This is a genomic window from Pseudomonas sp. Xaverov 83 (assembly GCF_019352905.1).
Classification (GTDB): Bacteria; Pseudomonadota; Gammaproteobacteria; order Pseudomonadales; family Pseudomonadaceae; genus Aquipseudomonas; species Aquipseudomonas yamanorum.
The window spans coordinates 276,343-295,892 of the sequence record NZ_JAAAFU010000011.1 but is presented as its reverse complement, the minus strand read 5'-3'; the positions used below and the strand labels follow the sequence as shown (position 1 = coordinate 295,892).

At 61.2% G+C, this 19,550-nt stretch carries 15 protein-coding genes and 1 riboswitch; of the genes, 7 read left to right on the top strand and 8 right to left on the bottom strand.

From position 1 onward, the window contains the following. The first annotated feature begins 93 nt into the window (after window positions 1-93). Window positions 94-840, top strand: coding sequence for an RsiV family protein (locus K0H47_RS05745; RefSeq protein ID WP_063033406.1), 747 nt, complete (start codon window positions 94-96; stop codon window positions 838-840). On the opposite strand, the gene cytX is transcribed toward K0H47_RS05745, so the two are convergent. After that, window positions 809-2,098, bottom strand: a complete 1,290-nt coding sequence (cytX, locus tag K0H47_RS05740; protein ID WP_219272164.1) for a putative hydroxymethylpyrimidine transporter CytX — start codon at window positions 2,096-2,098, stop codon at window positions 809-811. The two genes, K0H47_RS05745 and cytX, sit on opposite strands and share 32 nt — an antisense overlap. Window positions 2,099-2,234: 136 nt before the next feature. Then, the gene (gene thiC, locus K0H47_RS05735; RefSeq protein WP_008439122.1) at window positions 2,235-4,139 is read right to left on the bottom strand and encodes a phosphomethylpyrimidine synthase ThiC; all 1,905 of its coding nucleotides are present in this window, start codon (window positions 4,137-4,139) and stop codon (window positions 2,235-2,237) included. Between the two features lie 145 nt (window positions 4,140-4,284). Continuing rightward, window positions 4,285-4,390, bottom strand: a riboswitch (TPP riboswitch). A 196-nt stretch (window positions 4,391-4,586) separates the two neighbouring features. Here thiC and K0H47_RS05730 point away from each other — a divergent pair. Beyond that, a complete protein-coding gene (locus K0H47_RS05730) occupies window positions 4,587-6,026 on the top strand; it encodes a TolC family outer membrane protein (RefSeq protein WP_177071120.1) in 1,440 nt (479 codons plus the stop codon). Window positions 6,027-6,144: 118 nt separating this feature from the next. On the opposite strand, the gene waaA is transcribed toward K0H47_RS05730, so the two are convergent. Together waaA and K0H47_RS05720 are read right to left on the bottom strand one after the other, a co-directional pair. Continuing rightward, on the bottom strand, window positions 6,145-7,422 hold the full coding sequence (gene waaA / locus K0H47_RS05725) for a lipid IV(A) 3-deoxy-D-manno-octulosonic acid transferase (protein ID WP_219272162.1): 1,278 nt from the start codon (window positions 7,420-7,422) through the stop codon (window positions 6,145-6,147). 23 nt (window positions 7,423-7,445) lie between these two features. Then, a complete protein-coding gene (locus K0H47_RS05720) occupies window positions 7,446-8,336 on the bottom strand; it encodes a LysR family transcriptional regulator (protein WP_063033410.1) in 891 nt (296 codons plus the stop codon). Window positions 8,337-8,438: 102 nt separating this feature from the next. Here K0H47_RS05720 and K0H47_RS05715 point away from each other — a divergent pair, with 102 nt between their 5' ends. The 4 genes from K0H47_RS05715 to K0H47_RS05700 all read left to right on the top strand — a co-directional run bounded on the left by K0H47_RS05715 (window position 8,439) and on the right by K0H47_RS05700 (window position 11,922). Further along, window positions 8,439-8,774 carry a multidrug efflux SMR transporter gene (locus K0H47_RS05715; protein WP_003209492.1) on the top strand — a complete coding sequence of 112 codons (336 nt, stop codon included), beginning with the start codon at window positions 8,439-8,441 and terminating at the stop codon, window positions 8,772-8,774. Window positions 8,775-8,927: 153 nt separating this feature from the next. Continuing rightward, window positions 8,928-10,103: an FAD-binding oxidoreductase gene (locus K0H47_RS05710; protein WP_063033411.1), complete on the top strand. Its 1,176-nt coding sequence runs from the start codon at window positions 8,928-8,930 to the stop codon at window positions 10,101-10,103. After that, complete coding sequence (locus K0H47_RS05705) at window positions 10,100-10,912, top strand: aldo/keto reductase (protein WP_177071117.1); 813 nt, start codon at window positions 10,100-10,102, stop codon at window positions 10,910-10,912. The genes K0H47_RS05710 and K0H47_RS05705 overlap by 4 nt, the downstream gene beginning before the upstream one ends. A gap of 41 nt (window positions 10,913-10,953) precedes the next feature. Next, window positions 10,954-11,922: a hypothetical protein gene (locus K0H47_RS05700; RefSeq protein ID WP_063033413.1), complete on the top strand. Its 969-nt coding sequence runs from the start codon at window positions 10,954-10,956 to the stop codon at window positions 11,920-11,922. A 117-nt stretch (window positions 11,923-12,039) separates the two neighbouring features. Here the strand turns inward: K0H47_RS05700 and hldE are convergent, their stop codons facing one another. Both hldE and msbA read right to left on the bottom strand, forming a co-directional pair. Then, the gene (gene hldE / locus K0H47_RS05695; RefSeq protein WP_026078080.1) at window positions 12,040-13,461 is read right to left on the bottom strand and encodes a bifunctional D-glycero-beta-D-manno-heptose-7-phosphate kinase/D-glycero-beta-D-manno-heptose 1-phosphate adenylyltransferase HldE; all 1,422 of its coding nucleotides are present in this window, start codon (window positions 13,459-13,461) and stop codon (window positions 12,040-12,042) included. A 129-nt stretch (window positions 13,462-13,590) separates the two neighbouring features. Beyond that, on the bottom strand, window positions 13,591-15,396 hold the full coding sequence (gene msbA / locus K0H47_RS05690) for a lipid A export permease/ATP-binding protein MsbA (protein WP_063033414.1): 1,806 nt from the start codon (window positions 15,394-15,396) through the stop codon (window positions 13,591-13,593). A 159-nt stretch (window positions 15,397-15,555) separates the two neighbouring features. Between msbA and K0H47_RS05685 the strand changes: the two genes are divergently transcribed. After that, complete coding sequence (locus K0H47_RS05685) at window positions 15,556-17,433, top strand: bifunctional O-antigen ligase/aminoglycoside phosphotransferase family protein (RefSeq protein WP_219272160.1); 1,878 nt, start codon at window positions 15,556-15,558, stop codon at window positions 17,431-17,433. Between the two features lie 66 nt (window positions 17,434-17,499). Here the strand turns inward: K0H47_RS05685 and K0H47_RS05680 are convergent, their stop codons facing one another. Together K0H47_RS05680 and K0H47_RS05675 are read right to left on the bottom strand one after the other, a co-directional pair. After that, window positions 17,500-18,384: a glycosyltransferase gene (locus K0H47_RS05680; protein ID WP_093202421.1), complete on the bottom strand. Its 885-nt coding sequence runs from the start codon at window positions 18,382-18,384 to the stop codon at window positions 17,500-17,502. Continuing rightward, window positions 18,381-19,529 (bottom strand): glycosyltransferase family 4 protein, encoded by a 1,149-nt coding sequence (locus tag K0H47_RS05675; protein WP_093202426.1) that lies wholly within the window; start codon window positions 19,527-19,529, stop codon window positions 18,381-18,383. Before K0H47_RS05675 ends, K0H47_RS05680 begins: the two co-directional genes overlap by 4 nt. Between the last annotated feature and the right edge of the window lie 21 nt (window positions 19,530-19,550).

Genomic DNA, 19,550 nt, shown 5'->3' with positions numbered 1-19,550 from the left:
AACTCACTCTAATCAGCTTAGTGGCGAACTGACTGCCTTGTCGGGAGTCGAAGCTCCACATTTTCACCTTTCCTCGATTTATGAAGGACACACATGTCGCTTTTAAAAATCGCCTCCGTGGCCTGTATCGCCTTGACCCTGGGTGCTTGCCAGAGCCTGTTCCAACCGAGCTATCTCAAGCCGCTGGACACCACCGCCGACGCCTCCGAGCAGATCAAACCCGGCTGCAGCAGCCCGGATTGCCCGCTGGTCAATATCGACACCGTGCACTTCCCGTCCGAGCCGCAGCTGGACCAGATCATCGAGCAGCGCCTGCTGCAGATGGCCCGCACCTCGCCAGGCCAGAGCATGCCCGCCACCCTGAACGCCTACCGCGACAAGTTCTTGCGTGAGTCCCCTGACCGCAACAGCATGTACTTGCAGGCCAAGGTACGTGAGCAGCATGACGGACTGGTGATCATCGAAGTGTCCAGCTATCTGGACACCGGCACCGCCCACGGCGAGCCGGGCCGCGGCTTCATCAACTATTCACGCCTGCTGCACAAAGAGCTGAGCCTGACCGACATGCTGTTGCCGGGCCAGGAAGATGCATTCTGGAAGACCGCCAAAGTCGCCCACAACAACTGGCTGATCAACTCGCAGATGGACCGCGACCCGGAGTTCGTGAAGAACTGGCCGTTCCAGAAAACCCCGAATGTGGCGCTGACCAGCAATGGCGTGGTGCTCAAGTACAACGTGACCACCATCGCGCCCTACGCATTGGGGCTGATCGAGATGACCATCCCCTATGCGCGCCTGACCGGTGTGATCAAGCCTGAGCTGGTGCCCGCACGCCACTGAAGGCCCGGCCCAGGATGAAGTGCAACAGCCCTGCCAGCACCAGCGCCGGCAGGGTCGCGCCGACATCCGGGTACAGATTCGCCAGCAGGTGATAGGTGCTGATCCCTCCAAGCCACGCCAGCAATGCTGGCCAGCGCAGGTTGGCGGCAACCCCATGGCCACGGCGGCGCAGTATGAAGTGATCCACCAGCACCACGCCAAACAGCGGCGCGAACACCGAGCCGATCAGCAGCAGGAAGTTCTGGTACTGCGCCAACGGCGCGAAGCAGGCGATCAGCGTGCAGATAACGCCGATGGCCAACGCCAGGTGCTCGACTTTCAAGCGCAACAGAATCCCGCTGGACACCGCCGCCGAGTGAATATCGGCGAAGGCGTTTTCTGATTCATCCAGCAGGATCAGCAGCAGCGGAATCCCCAGGCCAGCCCCGGCCAATGCCAGCAGTAACGCATTCACTTCACCGCTCGGCGCAAACGCCAGGGTGTAGGCCACGCCCAGGCTCATCAGCCAGAAGTTACCGATAAAGAAACCCAGCGCCGTGCCGCCGAACACGTTTTTCGCGCGTTTGCCGAAGCGTGAGTAGTCGGCAATCAGTGGCAGCCAGGACAGCGGCATGGCGATGGCGATATCGAAGCCCACGGCGAATGGCATCGAACCGTCACCGGCCTGAGCCCAGAGTGCAGCCAGGTCGGCTTTGGCGAACAGGTTCCAGGTCAGCCACAGGCAGGCGGCCATCAGCAGCCAGATGCCCCATTTACGCAGGATCTGCCGCACAAAAGTCAGCGGACCGCTGACGGCGAGCAAGGTCGCGAGGGCGCCGAATACCAGGGTCCAGAACAATGGGCTGGTCAGCAGGCTGCCTTCGCTGAACGCGCGGGCGCCCAACAGGCTGGCGGCGTCGCGCATCACGATGATTTCGAACGAGCCCCAGCCGATCAGTTGCAGCAGGTTCAGCAGCGCCGGCAGGCTTGCGCCCTTGGTGCCGAGGCTGAGTTTCAGAGCGGCCATGGACGACAGGCCGGTGTCGCTGCCGATCACGCCGACGGCGGCCAGCAGCAGGACGCCGACCAGGGTGCCGAGGAAGATCGCCAGCAACGAGCCGGACAGGCCCAGGCCCGGCGCCAACAGCGCGCCGGTTTGCAGGACCATCAGTCCGATGCCCAGGGAAAACCACAAGGAGAAGAGATCGCGGGCGCCGAAGACGCGTTTGTCGGCGGGCACCGCGATGTCTGGGGAATAGGTGCTGGGTTGAATGCTCAAGGGTGTTATCTCAGAGGGACATGATCGTTCCCACGCTCTGCGTGGGAATGCCGCTTTGGACGCTCTGCGTCCGCTTTTGTGACGCGCAGCGTCACGGGATGCATTCCCACGCAGAGCGTGGGAACGATCATCGGGTTCAGACCTTTTTGTACAGCTGACTACCTTCCTGCTTGAACCGCTCCGCCTGCTCCGCCAGGCCCTTGGCCACGTCCACGTCCACCGCTTCAATGCGCTGGTTGGCCGCGTACTCACGCACTTCCTGGGTGATTTTCATCGAGCAGAATTTCGGCCCGCACATCGAGCAGAAATGCGCGACCTTGGCCGAGTCCTTCGGCAAGGTTTCATCGTGGTACGAACGCGCGGTGTCCGGGTCCAGGCCCAGGTTGAACTGGTCTTCCCAGCGGAATTCGAAGCGCGCCTTGCTCAACGCGTTGTCACGAATCTGCGCCCCCGGATGCCCCTTGGCCAAGTCCGCCGCATGCGCTGCGATCTTGTAGGTGATGATCCCGGTCTTTACGTCATCCTTGTTCGGCAGGCCCAAGTGTTCCTTCGGCGTGACGTAGCAGAGCATGGCGCAACCGAACCAGCCGATCATCGCCGCCCCGATGCCCGAGGTGATGTGGTCATAACCCGGCGCGATGTCGGTGGTCAGCGGGCCGAGGGTGTAGAACGGCGCCTCGTCGCAGCACTCCAGCTGCTTGTCCATGTTCTCCTTGATCAGCTGCATCGGCACGTGGCCCGGGCCTTCGATCATGGTTTGCACGTCGTGCTTCCAGGCGATCTTGGTCAGTTCGCCAAGGGTTTCCAGTTCACCGAATTGTGCGGCGTCGTTGGCGTCGGCAATCGAACCCGGCCGCAGGCCATCTCCCAGGGAGAAGCTGACGTCGTAGGCCTTCATGATTTCGCAGATTTCGTCGAAATGGGTGTAGGTGAAGTTCTCTTTGTGGTGCGCCAGGCACCACTTGGCCATGATCGAGCCGCCACGGGAGACAATGCCAGTGACGCGCTTGGCGGTCAGCGGCACATAACGCAGCAACACGCCGGCGTGGATGGTGAAGTAGTCGACGCCCTGCTCGGCCTGTTCGATCAGGGTGTCGCGGAACAGCTCCCAGGTCAGGTCTTCAGCGGCGCCGCCGACTTTTTCCAGGGCCTGGTAGATCGGTACGGTACCGATCGGCACCGGCGAGTTGCGGATGATCCACTCGCGGGTTTCATGGATGTGCTTGCCGGTGGACAGGTCCATCACCGTGTCCGAACCCCAGCGAATACCCCACGTCAGTTTCGCCACTTCTTCTTCGATGGACGAACCCAGTGCGCTGTTGCCGATGTTGCCGTTGATCTTCACCAGGAAGTTACGGCCGATGATCATCGGTTCCAGCTCGGTGTGGTTGATGTTGGCCGGGATGATCGCGCGGCCACGGGCGATTTCTTCGCGCACAAATTCCGGGGTGATGATTTTCGGCACGCTGGCGCCGAAGCTGTGGCCGGCGTGTTGCTGGTCCAGCAGGCCGGCGGCACGGGCTTCTTCCAGCTTCATGTTTTCGCGGATGGCAACGTATTCCATCTCGGCGGTGATGATGCCTTTGCGGGCGTAGTGCATTTGGGTGACGTTGGCCCCGGCCTTGGCGCGGCGCGGGTTCTTCACGTGGGCGAAGCGCAGCGCGGTCAGCTCGGCATCGCTCAGGCGCTGTTGGCCGAAGTGCGAGCTCAAGCCCGACAGGCGCTCAGTGTCGCCACGGGATTCGATCCACGGCGAACGCACATCGCCCAGGCCCTTGCGCACGTCGATGATCACATTCGGGTCGGTGTAGGGGCCTGAGGTGTCGTAGACCACCACGGGCGCGTTGATTTCGCCGCCAAAGTCGGTGGGGGTCACATCAAGGCTGACTTCACGCATCGGCACGCGGATATCCGGACGGGTGCCCTGGACGTAGATTTTTTGCGAGCGGGTAAACGGCTGCACGGAACCGGAGTCGACCTTGGCCGATTCGCTCAAGTGCACGGTGTTTTTTGATTTTTGGCTTTTTAATTCGATGCTCATCACGGGCTCTCCAACTATCCAGGTGGTGGATTTTTGTCGGAGCGAACCTGTGACGGATGGACGCACTGTGACAGTGCTGTGCTTGGCGCACGGGCTGTTCGATTGTCGAACAACATCCCGGACGAAGCACAAGAGGACTCGCCGGGTGACGAGAAATCTTGTTCCCTACGCAGGCGCTAACCTGATCAGGTTCAACGGGATCCGGTATTTACCGATCTCAGCCTTCCAACAAGGCACCCCGACAAGAACGCGGCCAGTCTAGACCATGGAGCAGGCAAATTGCCAATGACGGTGCATTCATCGTGATGAATGGCGTAATTACAGGATTGTTGTGCCGTGATAGCGCCACTACACTCGGTGACTGCTCAAGGTCTTGACGCCAGGAATGGGCCGCCTTAGCCTTGGGCTCAAAATTATCGCCGTAATATTTACTCTAGGGATCGCCTCATGCTGCGCAAACTTTCACTGGCTCTCGCCGTGTCTTGTGCGACCAACGGACTGGTCTGGGCAGCTGAAGCGCCCCTGACGACCAAAACCGACCTGGTCAGCGTCTACCAGGAAGCGGTGGACAACAACGCCGACCTGGCCGCCGCCCGCGCCCAATATGGCGCGCAGAAAGAAGTGGTGCCCCAGGCCCGCGCCGGCTTGCTGCCGAACCTCTCGGCCGGTGCCGACATCAATAATGTGCGCACCCAGCTGGACCAACCCGCCGCCACGGTCAACCGCGACGCCCATTCCTGGCGTGCGACCTTGAGCCAGCCACTGTTCCGCGCTGATCGCTGGTTCCAGTTGCAGGCTGCCGAAGCCGTCAACGAACAGGCTTCGCTGCAACTCTCGGCCACCGAACAGAACCTGATCCTGCAAAGCGCCGAAAACTACTTCGCCGTGCTGCGGGCCCAGGACAACCTGGCCTCGACCAAGGCCGAAGAAGCCGCGTTCAAGCGCCAGCTGGACCAGTCCAATGAACGCTTTGACGTGGGCCTGTCAGACAAGACCGACGTGCTGCAATCCCAGGCCAGCTACGACACCGCCCGCGCCAACCGGATCCTGGCCCAGCGCCAGGTGGACGACGCCTTCGAAGCGCTGATCACCCTGACCAACCGCCAGTACAACTCAATCCAGGGCATCGTGCACACGCTGCCGGTGCTGCCGCCGTCGCCGAACGACGCCAAAGCCTGGGTCGAAACCGCCGGCCGCCAGAACCTGAACCTGCTGGCCAGCAACTATGCGGTCACCGCCGCCGAGGAAACCCTCAAGCAACGCAAGGCCGGCCACGCGCCGACCCTGGATGCCGTGGCGCAATATGAAAAAGGTGACAACGACGCCCTGGGCTTCAGTAACCCGAGCGCATTTGGCCAGCCTTATCACGGTGACGTGTCGCAACGCACCGTGGGCCTGCAGTTGAGGATTCCGCTGTACAGCGGCGGCCTTACCAGCTCGCAGGTGCGCGAGTCCTATTCCCGTCTGGGCCAGACCGAGCAGCAGCGCGAAGGCCTGCGTCGCCAGGTGGTGGAAAACACCCGCAACCTGCACCGCGCGGTGAACACCGATGTGGAGCAGGTGCAGGCGCGCCGCCAGTCGATCATCTCCAACCAGAGCGCGGTGGAAGCCACGGAAATCGGTTACCAGGTGGGTACGCGCAACATCGTCGATGTGCTGGACGCTCAGCGCCAGCTGTACACCTCGGTGCGCAACTACAACAACAGCCGCTACGACTACATCCTCGACAACCTGCGGTTGAAGCAGGCGGCGGGCACATTGAACCCCGGGGACTTGCAGGATTTGGCGCGGTATTTGAAGGCAGACTACAACCCGGACAAGGACTTCCTGCCACCGGACCTGGCCAAGGCGGCTGCGGAGCAGTTGAAGGCTAACCCGGGTTATTAACGACACACATAACCCATGTGAGAGCTGGCTTGCCTGCGATTGCATCACCTCGGTTTGACTGATGTACCGAGGCGCCTGTATCGCAGGCAAGCCAGCTCCCACATTTGATTTTGTGTTGTCAGGGGTTAAGCAGTCTGCCCAACCCATCCAGCAAACGCTTCAACGCCCCCTGATTGGCGCGCATCACCGCCAGCCCCGCCTGCCCCATCTTCTGCGCGTCACGCGGCAGCTCGAACAAGCGCTGCACCGCCACCGCCAAACCCTCGGCATCGTCCACTTCCTGCAACGCGCCGGCGTCGCGCATCATTGCGCTGATTTCCAGGAAGTTGAACACGTGGGGCCCGCAAATCACCGGTTTGGCCAGCGCCGCCGGCTCCAGCGGATTATGCCCGCCCGTGGCGACCAGGCTGCCGCCGACAAAGGCGCTGTCGGCCAAGGCATACAGGAACAGCAACTCGCCCATGGTGTCGCCCAGCAACACGGAAGTCTGCGCCGTTACCGCCTCGCCACTGGAGCGACGCACCGTGGCGAAACCCTGCTGCTGGCACAGCTCGAACATCGGGTTGAAACGCTCTTGATGGCGTGGCACCAGAATCAGCAAGGCATTGGGATAACTGGCGAGCAACTGGCGATGGGCAGCGAGTACCACTTCATCTTCGCCTTCGTGGGTGCTGGCGGCGATCCATACCGGGCGTTCGCTGGCTTGCCATTGTTCACGCAACGCAGCAGCGCGCTCCAGCAGTTGCGGGTCGATGGCCAGGTCGAACTTGATCGAGCCGGTGACCTCGACCGTCTCGGGCCGTGCACCCAGGCTGCGAAAACGCTCGGCCTCGGTTTCGGTCTGGACGGCGAACAGGCTCATTTCCGCCAGCATCGGCGCCGTCAGCTTGGCGAAACGTCCGTAACCCTTGGCCGAACGGGCCGACAAACGCGCATTGGCCAATGCCACGGGGATCCCGCGCTTGGCGCATTGGTGTATATGGTTGGGCCACAGCTCGGTCTCCATGATCACCGCCAGTTTCGGCTGCACACGATCGAGAAAACGCTGGGCCGCACAGGGCAAATCGTACGGCAGGTAGCAGTGCTGGATGCGCGGTTCGTTGGCGAACAACGCCTGGATGCGCTCGGAACCGGTGGGCGTCATGCAGGTGACGGTGATCGGCAGCTGTGGATAACGCTCCAGCAGGCCACGAATCATCGGTGCGGCGGCGATGCTTTCGCCGACTGACACCGCGTGCACCCAGATCCCGCCAGGTTGCATCACCGGCAAGCCGTAGGAAAAGCGCTCACCCACGCGCTTGGCATAAGCCGGCGCCTTGCGTGAGCGCAGCCACAGACGTAAAGCCACCAACGGCAGCGCCAGGTAAAACAGACAGCTGTAGAGAGTTCTATTCATGGCGGCGGAGTTTATCGGCTTTTTCAGTCGATCGCCTGCAAGCACTCGGCAAAACGTTCGGCGAAGAAACGCGCGGCCGGGCCGAGGGGCTCATCGCGGCGCCACACCAGTTCCACCACCAGCGCCGGCGGGGTCCATTCGCTGTTCAGTTCAACCATCTGGTTCTGGTAGGTCGGGTACTGCACCACATGCCGCGGCAACCACGCCCAACCCAGGCCGCGGGCCAGCCATTCCGCCAACACGTAGAAACTGTCGGCGCGCCATACCTGCGGGCTCGCGGCCTCGCTGCCGGGGTAAACGCTGGTCTGCGTGGACATCAACAGTTGGCGATACTGCGCCAGCCGCTGGCAATCGACGAACGCTTCCTTGGCCATGGGATGCCCGACGCCGCACACGGTGACCATTTCAACGCTGCCCACCACCCGACGCTCCAGAGCTTCGGGGATTTGATCGTGATAGAACAACATCCCCAAGTCCGCCTTGCGCTCCACCAGCTTGCGCGCGACATCGCCTTGAGCACTGCTGGAAAGCTGCACCTCCAGATTCGGAAATTTTCCCGCCAATCTTTCCAGACTATTAAGCACCGGCTGATAGAGCATGGCTTCATCCTGGGCCAGGCGCAGGCAGGCTTCCTCCCCACGCATCAACGACAAGGCGCGGCCATTCAGGCGCTCGCACTGGCGCAAGACCTCCCGCGCCTCTTCGAGCAATACCGTGCCGGCCTCGGTCAATCGGGGTTGGCGGCCACTGCTGCGATCGAACAGACACACGCCCAGGTCTGCCTCCAACAGCGCAATCCCATTGCTGACCGCCGACTGCGCCCTGCGCTGGTCCCGCGCCGCCGCCGAAAACGAACGCTGCTCGGCGACACTTACAAACAGGCGCATTTGCTCAAGATTCCACTGCACGCTCATGGCTCAACCCATCTTTAAATCGGATAGGTAATGACTTTACCGCATCTGGTAAGTCTCTAGAATGCCGACCTAATCAAGCGACCCTGTACCGAGGATTTACCCATGAACGCCGCCTACTATTACCTGGCCATTGCCATCTGCTCGGAAGTGATCGCTACCGTTTCCATGAAAGCGATCAAGGGGTTCAGCACGCCGATCCCGCTATTGCTGGTGATCGTCGGCTACGGCGTGGCATTCTGGATGCTCACGCTGGTGGTGCGCACCGTGCCGGTGGGCGTGGCATATGCGGTGTGGGCCGGGATGGGCATTGTGATGGTCAGCATCGCTGCATTGTTTATCTATGGGCAGAAACTGGATATCCCGGCGATGCTGGGGATGGGCCTGATTGTGCTTGGGGTGGTGGTGATTCAGTTGTTCTCGAAAACGGCCGGGCACTGAGTGTTCACATGAGACTCAACTGAGGCTGAAACTCGCGGCCTCGTTTCACTCGACAGCTCCTACGGTGCGCCTGTCATTAGGGAGCGTTGGGGCGAAGATTCACTTCATGAGCCTGTATACTGCGCAGCCTGTCTTGAACACTGAGGTCGCTGCATGCCATCCGTTATTTCCACCGACGTTCTGATTGTCGGCGCCGGAGTTGCCGGCCTCTGGCTCAATGCGCGCCTGCGCCGCCAGGGGTTTTCCACAATACTGGTGGAAAGCGCCACCCTCGGTGGCGGGCAAAGCGTGAAGTCCCAGGGGATCATCCACGGCGGTGCGAAATACGCACTGCATGGTGCCCTGACCGGCGCCTCCGAAGCCATCGCCGACATGCCCCGCCGCTGGCGCGAAGCCTTGGCGGGAAACGGCGAGCTGGATCTTTCCGGTGTTCGCTTGCTGTCCGAAGCCCACTATTTGTGGTCGCCGGGCACCATCGCCGGCAACCTCACCAGCTTCTTCGCGAGCAAGGCCGTGCGCGGCCGCGTGGATCAAGTGAAGGGCGATGACCTGCCACCGGCCCTGCAAGACCGCCGCTTCAAGGGCAAGGTCTACCGCCTGGCCGAACTGGTGATCGATGTCCCGAGCCTGATCGAGCGCCTGGCGCAACTGGCCGGTGATGGCTTGCTCGCCGGGGAGAAGATCGAACCGTTAATGGAAGACGGCACGCTGGCAGGCCTGAAGGTCGATGGCCGCGAGATCCGCGCCCAGCGTATCGTCCTCAGCGCCGGTGGCGGCACCGCGGATTTGCTCAGCGCCCTGGGCCTGAGCCAACCCGCCATGCAACGCCGACCGCTGCACATGATCATCGCCAAGGGCCCCGGCCTGAAGCCGCTCTATGCCCATTGCCTGGGTGGCGGCACCAAGCCACGCATCACCGTGACCACGCACCCCGCCGCCGATGGCAATTGGGTGTGGTACCTGGGCGGTGATATCGCCGAGGCCGAAGGTGTCGCCCGCACCCCGGAACAGCAGATCGCCACCGCACAAAAGGAGTTGGCGCAGCTGCTGCCCTGGATCGACATGAGCCAAACACAGTGGGCAACCCTGCGCGTAGACCGCGCCGAACCGTTGCAATCTGGCCTGACCCGCCCGGACAACGCCTTCCTCGCCGAGCAGGATCGCCTGTTGGTGGGATGGCCGACCAAGCTGGCATTGGCGCCGGACTTCGCTGATCGGGTGATCAACGCACTGGAACGTGACGGCATCAAGCCAAGTGCCACGGAAACGCTCCCCGAACTGCCAAAACCCGCCATCGCCCAACCTGCCTGGGAGCAACTGCTGCCATGACCCTGCCGACCCTGCATGACCTTCATCGCCCATTGGGCAGCACCGGTTTGATGGTTTCGCCGCTGGGACTGGGAACCGTCAAGCTGGGCCGCGACCAAGGGGTGAAATACCCCAGCGGCTTCCAGATTCCCGATGACGATGCCGCGCGGATGCTGCTGCGCCAGGCCCGGCAATTGGGCATCAACCTGATCGACACCGCGCCGGCCTATGGCCGCAGCGAAGAACGCCTGGGCCCGCTGTTGCGTGGTCAGCGCCAGGAATGGGTGATCGTCAGCAAGGTGGGTGAGGAGTTCGCCGAGGGCGTGTCCCACCACGATTTCAGCGCGGCCCACACCCGGCTTTCAGTGGAGCGCAGTCTGAAACGACTTGAAACGGATTTTATCGACCTGGTGCTGGTGCACTCCGACGGCAATGACCTGCATATCCTCAACGACTGCGAGGTGTATCAGACCCTGGAGGACCTCAAGCGCGAGGGCAAGATCCGTGGTTTCGGCTTATCGGGCAAAACCGTCGAGGGCGGTGTGAAGGCTCTGGAACAAGGCGATTGCGCCATGGTTACCTACAATCTGAACGAACAGGCCGAGAAAGCCGTCATTGATTATGCTGCCGCCCATGGCAAAGGCATCCTGGTGAAAAAGGCACTAGCCAGTGGCCATGTCTGCCTGGAATCAGGAGTGGATCCAATTTACGCCAGTTTCATGTTGTTGTTTGCGCAAACCGGCGTGGCCAGTGCTATTGTCGGGACCATCAATCCGCTGCACCTCGCCCATAACGTAGCGACCGCTGCCAAGGTCATTCGCCAACTCTGATGCCGCCGACGCGGCCGACCCCGACGCAAGAAGGAGCCGACATGGCGCGAACGCTCATTAGAAAAAACCCGAGTAACTTTAAAACACTGCCGCTGCATGTCGAAGCCACGCCCGAAGGCTTGAGTTACCAGAGCGTCGGCATGCCGCTCAACTTCGCCCAGACCCTGCAACGGCGCAAGCCGGTGGAGGTGAAAGACACTGAGCGTTTCGTGCTGGAACTGGCCAACCTTGGTGTCTCGGTGCGCCTGACGCTGCATTGGCAGAACCGTGATTACTGGGTGCTGGTGCGCCAGCGTCGGCAAGACCGTGGCGACGTTGTGCTCAAGCTGATCTCCGGTTATGTGCCGGCCCACGAACTGAACCTGCCACTGCACACCGCCATCCAGGAAATCGCCGAGGAATGCCTGCTGGAAACCCCGGAAGGCTGGCTGGGCGGGCGCTTCAACGACACGTGGCTGCCCGCCCCCTACTCCTCCGCCCTGCACTACCGCGAAGCGTTGCCGTTTCGCCTCTCACCGCTGTCCGGGGCCGCGCGCCCGGTGCGCTGCGCCACCATGCAGTTGATTGAACGGCCACGGGCTTACGTGCACCTGCCGACGGCTTCGCTTCAGTTGATTTATGACTTGCGCCTGGAAGTGCCCAAGGAAGCAAAGTCCCTGAGCCTGTTTCATGTGGACGAGCGCCTGGAGGGTGACCAACTGGTGGCCCGCCTGGACCGGCAACGCCCGGACCTGTACCTGATGCCGCTCAAGGACGGACAGCCGTGTGCAGAGCTGTATACCTTGAAGAAGGATCAGCTGTATCCGGCGAGTACGCGAGGGTTGTATCTGGCAGAGAGCTTTGCCCAACAGGAAGGCTGGGTGGTGCGTGATGAGCGGATCCGCTGGAAGGATTGGCTACGCCAGCAAGGATTGAGTGCGCCAGAGAAAGAGTCGAAATTGAAGCGTTTGACGGGTAAGGCGCGGCAGATCTTGCGCAAGATCGTGCCGAAGAAAAAAGCCAACCCGTAACCGGACGCCAGGTCGCGGCAGTCAAATGTGGGAGCGGGCTTGCTCGCGAATGCGGTGTGTCAGTCACCGCATCTGCCCGCTGATTCACCGCTTTCGCGAGCAAGCCCGCTCCCACAATCAGTTACTGCGGATTTTTTCCACAATCGCGGTGGTCGAGCTGTTTTCCACCAGCCCCAGCACTTTGACCTTGCCACCGTAGGCACTGACGATATCGGCACCGACCACCTGGTCGACCGAATAATCACCGCCCTTGACCAGCACATCCGGCTTGACCTGAGCCAACAAGTTTTCCGGTGTCCCCTCGGCAAAGCTGATCACCCAGTCCACCGCCCCCAAGCCCGCCAGTACCGCCATGCGACGGTCGACACTGTTGATCGGGCGACCAGGCCCTTTCAGGCGGCTGACTGACGCATCGTCGTTGACCGCCACGATCAAGCGATCGCCTTGGGCCCGCGCCTGCTCCAGGTAGGTCACGTGACCGGCGTGAAGGATGTCGAAGCAACCATTGGTGAAGACAATGCTCTCTTTATGGGCACGGGCATCGTCAATTGCCAACAGCAGCTGTTCGATACTCAACACACCACGCTCCGAACCCTCGGAACGCTGAATGGCGCGGCGCAGCTCAGGTGCGCTGATGGCAGCCGTACCCAGTTTGCCAACCACAATGCCCGCCGCAAGATTGGCCAGGGCCACTGCGTGGGGCAACTCTTCACCAGCGGCAATGGAGGCCGCCAGGGTGGAAATCACCGTGTCGCCGGCACCGGTCACGTCGAACACTTCACGGGCTCGCGCTGGCAGGTGCATCGCAGGGTGATCAGGGCGCAGCAAGGTCATGCCGTGTTCGCCACGGGTCACCAGCAGGGCGCCCAGGTCGAGGTCGGCCATGAGTTTGGCACCCTTGGTCACCAACTCGTGCTCATCGACGCAACCGCCGACGATGGTTTCAAATTCGCTGAGGTTCGGCGTGATCAGGCTCGCGCCCCGATAAATCGAGAAGTCCTTGCCCTTGGGATCCGCCAGTACCGGAATGCCCCGGGCCTTGGCGGCCTGGATCAGCATCTGGTGGTTTCTCAAGGCGCCTTTGCCGTAGTCGGACAGCACCAGCACCTTGATGCCTTCGAGCAACTCGTCAACCTGGGCGCTGAGGGCCAGGGCGTCGGTGGCGAAGGGTTCTTCAAAATCGATACGCAGCAATTGCTGGTGCCGGCTCATGACCCGCAGCTTGACGATGGTCGGCTGGTGGGGAATGCGCTGGAACAACGCACGCACACCAGCACCCCGCAGGCTGTTGGCCAGGCTGTCGGCGGCTTCGTCGTCGCCGGTCACACCCACCAGGGAGGCCGGGGCGCCGAGAGCGGCAATATTGAGGGCAACGTTGGCAGCGCCACCTGGACGGTCTTCGATTTGCTCGACCTTGACTACCGGTACCGGTGCCTCAGGGGAAATCCGTGAGGTACCGCCATGCCAGTAACGGTCGAGCATGACATCGCCGACCACCAAGACAGGGGCTTGATCGAATCGCGGCATGGACAACTTCATGGAGCAACCCACATACAAAATGAACAGGGGCGCGATATTACCACAGGGTTGTCAAAGGCTTGTCGGGGTGTGCAGAGAAGATGTTGCGAGGGTAATGGAGTGAGGGGCCAGGCCCCTCACTCCGGCACTTCAGGTGATGTCGGCCGGGATCGGCGCGTCCAGGCCCATGGCGTGCAGGCGGGCGTAATAACCGTTTTGCGCCAGCAGTTCGCCGTGGGTACCGCGCTCGACAATCCGGCCATCGTCCATCACCAGGATCAGGTCGGCTTTCTCGATGGTCGACAGGCGGTGGGCGATCACCAGGGTCGTGCGGCCTTGCATGACCTTGTCCAGGGCCGCCTGGATATGGCGCTCCGACTCGGTATCCAGCGCCGAGGTCGCCTCGTCGAGGATCAGCAATGGCGCGTTCTTGAGCAGGGCCCGAGCAATGGCCAGGCGCTGGCGTTGGCCACCGGACAGCAGCACGCCGTTTTCGCCGACCTGGGTATCGAAGCCTTTGGGCAACTGGTCGATGAAGTCCTTGGCATAGGCATCGGCCGCCGCCGCCTCGACATCGGCCCGCGGTGCACCGGCCAGGTCACCGTAGGCGATGTTGTTGGTCACGGTGTCGCTGAACAGGGTCACGTGCTGGGTCACCTGGGCGATGTGCCGACGCAGGTTGAGCAGGCGATAGTCTTCGATTTCCACGCCATCCAGCAGGATCTCACCGCTCTCGTGGTGGTAGAAACGCGGGATCAGGCTGGCCAGGGTCGACTTGCCGCTACCCGAACGGCCCACCAGGGCAACCATCTGCCCGGGCTCTGCGGTAAAGGTGATGTCCTTGAGGACATGGCGATCGGTGCCCGGGTAGGTGAAGTTCAGGTTGCGCACTTCCAGACGGCCGTTGACCTTGTCGCGCTCGATGGTGCCGCGATCGATTTCCACATCTTCGTCCAACTGCTCGAAAATGCTTTCGGCACCGGCCACGCCTTTCTGGATGGTCGAGCTGACTTCAGAGAGCTGGCGAATCGGCTTGGGCAACAGGCCGGCCAAGGTGATGTAGGCCACCATGTCACCTGCCGAAGCATCACCGCGAAGGTACAGAACCAGGAACATCAGCACCGCCATGGCGCTGTAGATCACCAGTTGCAGCGCCGGCGTGTAGATCGCGCCGGTACGGGTCATGCGCAGTTGCTTGTTGGTGTTGCTCAGGCTGGCCTTGAGGAAGCGCTTCTGCTCATACACCTCACCGCCGAAGCTGCGCACGACGCGGTAGCCCTGGATGGTTTCCGAGGCGACGTGGGTGACGTCACCCATGGCAACCTGGATCTTCTTGCTCTGCTTGCGGAATTTCTTGCTCGCGGTGCTGACCATCACTGCAATCAACGGCAGGATGGCAATCATCACCAAGGTCAGGCGCCAGTTCATATACAGCAGCGAGGCGAACAGGAAGATCACCGTCATGCCTTCGCGAATCACCACCTTGATGGCATCGGTCGCCGCACCGGTGACCATGGTCACGTTGAAGGTAATGCGGGAAATCAGGTGCCCGGAGTTGTGATTGTCGAAATAGCGATTCGGCAAGGTCAGCAAGTTGTTGAACAGTTGCACCCGCAGGTCATGCACCAGACCCAGGGAAACCTTGGCCAGCAGGTAGTTGCCCAGGAACGAGCCGAGGCCTTGCCACGCGGCGATCAGGATGATCAGCAGCGGCACGGCCTGCAGCAGTTGCAGGTCCCGCAGGACAGGCACCGTGGGGAACAACACCGCTTCAGGGTTGGACAGGCCGTCGACAAAGTACTTGAGGATGTACCCCAGCATTGGCTGGGTCGAAGCGAAAATCAGAAAGCCGACGATACTCAGCGCGAACAAGCCGGCATAGGGCTTAACGTAGCTGAGCAGACGGAAGTATATTTTCAAGCTCGAAGGGCTTGCGCTCGGACTAGAGTCGGTCATATCACGCGGCGGTTTTGAAAAAGGAGGCTGACTTTAGCACAGCTTCTCTGTTGTACTTGCACGCAGCACAACCGCGGCCCCGTTGGACCCAACGGGCGACATTGTATAGCCACTACTTTAGTATGGTCGGCTTTCTTTATTCTGGAACGGCTTTTCTGTATGCAATCCAAGCGCCTTACATATGGCTCAAACCGCGTTTTCGACTTCCTCTGTCTGTGGATTCTGCCCATTGGCTTGTTGCTGCTCCTGAGTGCGCTGTTCTTCGTTACCAATCGAAATGTGCTGCACAGGTTTTACTACCTGCTGTTCGCCGCGCCGACACTGTTGCTGCTGTGCCTGCGCCCGACGGAACTCAAGCAGGTATTGCGCGAGCCCCTGGCGATTGCCTTCGTGGTTTTCTCGGGCTGGGCGCTCATCAGCCTGTTCTGGAGCCCTGAGCCCACGATAGACTCCGACTTGTTCAAGCGGCCACCGAATACCTTCACGTTGTTTGCCGGTTTGGGACTGTTGCTGCATTACCGCAACGAGCTGTTCAAGCCGATCTTCTTCTGCGCCGCGCTGATTGCACTGATCTCCAGTGCCTGCAGCCTGGTGGCTTTTGCCCCCCACTTCGCGGAGGGCGCGCGAATGATCGGCGGGCGCGGGGCTCTTGATAATGCGCTACTGAGCTCTCATGTATTCGGATTCTTCTGCGTCTACTGGCTGTACGTATGCATGACCACCAAGCGTGCGCACGTACTCTGGTTCAGCGTTCCGGCACTGGCAATCATGGCCGCTGCAGTGCTGGCCACCGGCTCAAGAACGCCGCTGGTTGCCCTGGTCCTCGCCGTACTCTGGATGAGTTTCACCACTCGCAATCGGCGCGCGGCCCTGCTGATCGCCGGCATGGTGCTGAGCGCGGCGGCGTTATTGCTGTTCTATCCCGAGCTGATCACCAATCGCGGCAGTTCCTTCCGCTTCGAACTCTGGGGCATGTCGCTTGAGCGTATCGCCGAACACCCCTGGATCGGCCACAGCTACGACTCAGAGCTGTACCTGACGCTTGCCGACGGCTATCAACTGCGCGAACCCCACAGCTTTGCCCTTGGCGTGCTGTATTACGTCGGCATCATCGGCTTCATCCCATGGGCCTTCATGCTCGGCTGGGGCCTGTACAAAAGCCTCAAGGAACGTGCGCAGCCGTTGTTCATCCTGGCCTCCTCCCTGCTGGCCTACGGCATCGGTGCCGGCCTGACCGAAGGCGGCGGCATTCTCTCGCGGCCAAAAGAACACTGGTTCCTGCTATGGATCCCGCTGGCGCTGATCGCCGGCCTGAACATCGCCCAGCGTCGCCGCAGCCTGCTGCGCATGCCGGTTCAACGCCTGAAACCTCAAGACTTCGAACAGCTGTGCGCCAACGCCCACGTGATTGAAGCCGATGGCCTGGGGCCCAAGGTCCTGCGCCTGGAGGATGGCAGCTTCCTCAAGCTGTTCCGCCCTCGTCGCTGGTACACCTCCGGCAGCTTCAATCCCTATTCGGAGCGCTTTGCCAGCAACAGTGAGCAGCTGCGCGCATTGGGGATTCCATCACCGGTCATCCTCAATCTCTACCAGTTAAAGGATGCCAGCAGCGCCGTACGTTATCAGCCGCTGCCCGGCCTGACCCTGCGCCAGGCCCTGCAAAGCCTGGACAGCAGCCTGCGGGAATCGTTGATTGAGCGTTTCGGCCGGTTCATGGCCCAGCTTCACGAGCGCGGCGTGTACTTCCGCTCCCTGCATTTGGGCAACGTGCTGTTGATGGATGACGGCGAGTTCGGCCTGATTGACGTGGCCGACATGCGCATCTACCCGTCAGCCCTGCGCAACGCCCTGCGCCAGCGCAACCTGCGGCATATGCAGCGTTATCCCCAGGATCGCAACTGGCTGTTCGAAACCCATTTCGAGCAATTGGCCAAGGGCTATGCCTCGGTTGCCTCGCCAAGCGCCACGGCGAAGATTCGTGAACAGGTGCTGAAGCTCAACAGTCCGGCCGCGCAGGTCACGAGCCCGGCCAAGTGATGGTGTGAACCGCTGAGGTTCCAAGCCCCTGGCCATTGCGGTGTACGCACTGGCCAGGCCGAAGCCCTATGAGCTGCGCTGCGGCGCCAGATACAGCCGCACCAACCCACGCAAGGTCTTGCGACCCCAGAACTTCAAGGGAATCTGCTTGAGGATTTCCCGCGCCAGCGGGCGGTCGCGGTCGGCGGTCTTGAGGAACATCGAGTTCAGGAAGTTGTAGCGAACCTGATCGTAGGCCGGATGATCGCTGAACAACCCGTAAGTCTTGAGGATGTTCTGGATCATGTAGCGATGATTCTTGTACGTATTGGTCGCGTGCTGCCGATAGCGCGCCATCACCACGCTCAACACGTCGATGGTGTAGCCGGCGTGGGTGATCTTCAACTCGATCAACAAGTCTTCCAGCGGAATCAGTGGATCAAATCCGCCGACTTCTTCCAGCGGCTGCCGACGGATCATCAGGGTCGGTGCCGGCGGAAAAGGCTTGCGGTCCAGGAACAGGTCATCGAAGTCCAGGCTGCGAAACGGCAAATCGCGGCGCTGCTTCTTCTCCGGGTACGGCTTGCCGTCACCATCAATCAACTCGATATTGCCAGCACAGATGCCCACCTTCGGCTTGCCTTCCATGTAGGCAACCTGAGTGGCAATACGCTCGGGCAGCATGATGTCATCGGAACCGAATGGCACGATCAGGCTGCCTTTGGCGCGGGCGATGGCGCCGTTCAGAGTGTTGGTCAGGCCCTGGTTCTGCTGAACCTGGAAATCAAACCCGTGCTCGGCCTGCAAGCGCTGGATGCGCTCCACGCTGTCGTCCTTAGAACCGTCGTCCACCACCAGTAATTCGATGTTGGGGTAGGTCTGGCCGAGCACACTGAGGATACTCTGCTCGATATACGGGCCATGGTTGTAGGAGGCGATGATCACAGTGACCAGGGGTTGTTGCAGACTCATGCTTTACCTACTTCGCGCAGACCGGTTTCGATCAGGTTCAAATACTTGTGCCGGAACTCGTCCAGGGTGTGGTTTTCTTCCAGATAGCGGAACACTTGCTCGCCCTTGGCACGCAACTGCTCGTCGCTCAACGCCAGGTAAGTGTCCAGCGCCGCCGCCAGTTGCTCGACGCTGCCCGGGTCATGGGACAGCCCGCCTGCACCTTCCACCAACGGCAACATTGCCGGGCCGTTGGAGGCGATGACCGGCAAATGGCCGCTCATGCCTTCCAGCAGCGCCAGGCCCAGGCCTTCGAACAACGACGGCATGGTCCAAATATCAAAACCGCGCACGTACTTCATGCCATCTTCACGAAAGCCCAGCAGGTGCGCACGGCCGGTCAGGCCCAGGCGCTCGATGTCGGCGCGCAGGTCCGCTTCGGCGCGGCCAGAGCCGATGATGCCCACCTGAGCCTCAGGGTATTTGTCCTTGAGGGTGGCGAAGGCTTGCAGCAAATGAGTGTGGCCCTTGATCGGCACCAGCCGGCCCAAGGCGCCAATCATCCGCGCATCCAGCGGCAGGCCCAGGGCCTTGCGCGCTTCATCCCGCGGCAACTGCAAGGCCTCGGCCTGGGGGATGTCGATAGCATTGGTGACAAAGGTCGTGTTTTCACGGGTGAACCCACAGTTGAGGTCCACCAGGTAATCCCTGACCGCAGCCGACACCCCGACAAATCGCCACGCCGGGCTGACCCACTTCTGGGTCTGGCGCCGACGGTAGCCACGGGCGTACTCGCCAAAACCGTGGGAGATGCCGATGCACAGGGGAATCTTCAACCAGCGGTTGAGGGACAGCATCATGTTGACCGACTTGAAGCGGTTACAGATGACCACATCGAATTTCTGCTCGCGGCAATATTTGTAGATCTGCCACATGGCGCCGAAACGGATGCCTTTTAGGGACTTTTCCGGCAGCTCGAAGTAATGGGAGTGTTCAGCCACACTCAAGGGCTGGCCGGGCAGCGGACGGCCGCTGAGGAACCCGGATGTGACCTCGAAACGTTCAGCCGGCAAGGCCTTGACGATCTGCTCGCCGAGGTCGGCGAAGTCGTGGGTCTTGACGTTGTAGTCCGGCTGTAACTGCAAAACCTTGAAACGAGGTTTCATAACTCTCCATGCTGCAATCTG

What these genes read in the sequence shown, in the direction of transcription:
- K0H47_RS05745 (WP_063033406.1), top strand. Translation starts at nt 94, where the DNA reads ATGTCGCTTTTAAAAATCGCCTCCGTGGCCTGTATCGCCTTGACCCTG.
- thiC (WP_008439122.1), bottom strand. Translation starts at nt 4,139, where the DNA reads ATGAGCATCGAATTAAAAAGCCAAAAATCAAAAAACACCGTGCACTTG.
- K0H47_RS05730 (WP_177071120.1), top strand. Translation starts at nt 4,587, where the DNA reads ATGCTGCGCAAACTTTCACTGGCTCTCGCCGTGTCTTGTGCGACCAAC.
- waaA (WP_219272162.1), bottom strand. Translation starts at nt 7,422, where the DNA reads ATGAATAGAACTCTCTACAGCTGTCTGTTTTACCTGGCGCTGCCGTTG.
- K0H47_RS05720 (WP_063033410.1), bottom strand. Translation starts at nt 8,336, where the DNA reads ATGAGCGTGCAGTGGAATCTTGAGCAAATGCGCCTGTTTGTAAGTGTC.
- K0H47_RS05715 (WP_003209492.1), top strand. Translation starts at nt 8,439, where the DNA reads ATGAACGCCGCCTACTATTACCTGGCCATTGCCATCTGCTCGGAAGTG.
- K0H47_RS05710 (WP_063033411.1), top strand. Translation starts at nt 8,928, where the DNA reads ATGCCATCCGTTATTTCCACCGACGTTCTGATTGTCGGCGCCGGAGTT.
- K0H47_RS05705 (WP_177071117.1), top strand. Translation starts at nt 10,100, where the DNA reads ATGACCCTGCCGACCCTGCATGACCTTCATCGCCCATTGGGCAGCACC.
- K0H47_RS05700 (WP_063033413.1), top strand. Translation starts at nt 10,954, where the DNA reads ATGGCGCGAACGCTCATTAGAAAAAACCCGAGTAACTTTAAAACACTG.
- hldE (WP_026078080.1), bottom strand. Translation starts at nt 13,461, where the DNA reads ATGAAGTTGTCCATGCCGCGATTCGATCAAGCCCCTGTCTTGGTGGTC.
- msbA (WP_063033414.1), bottom strand. Translation starts at nt 15,396, where the DNA reads ATGACCGACTCTAGTCCGAGCGCAAGCCCTTCGAGCTTGAAAATATAC.
- K0H47_RS05685 (WP_219272160.1), top strand. Translation starts at nt 15,556, where the DNA reads ATGCAATCCAAGCGCCTTACATATGGCTCAAACCGCGTTTTCGACTTC.
- K0H47_RS05680 (WP_093202421.1), bottom strand. Translation starts at nt 18,384, where the DNA reads ATGAGTCTGCAACAACCCCTGGTCACTGTGATCATCGCCTCCTACAAC.
- K0H47_RS05675 (WP_093202426.1), bottom strand. Translation starts at nt 19,529, where the DNA reads ATGAAACCTCGTTTCAAGGTTTTGCAGTTACAGCCGGACTACAACGTC.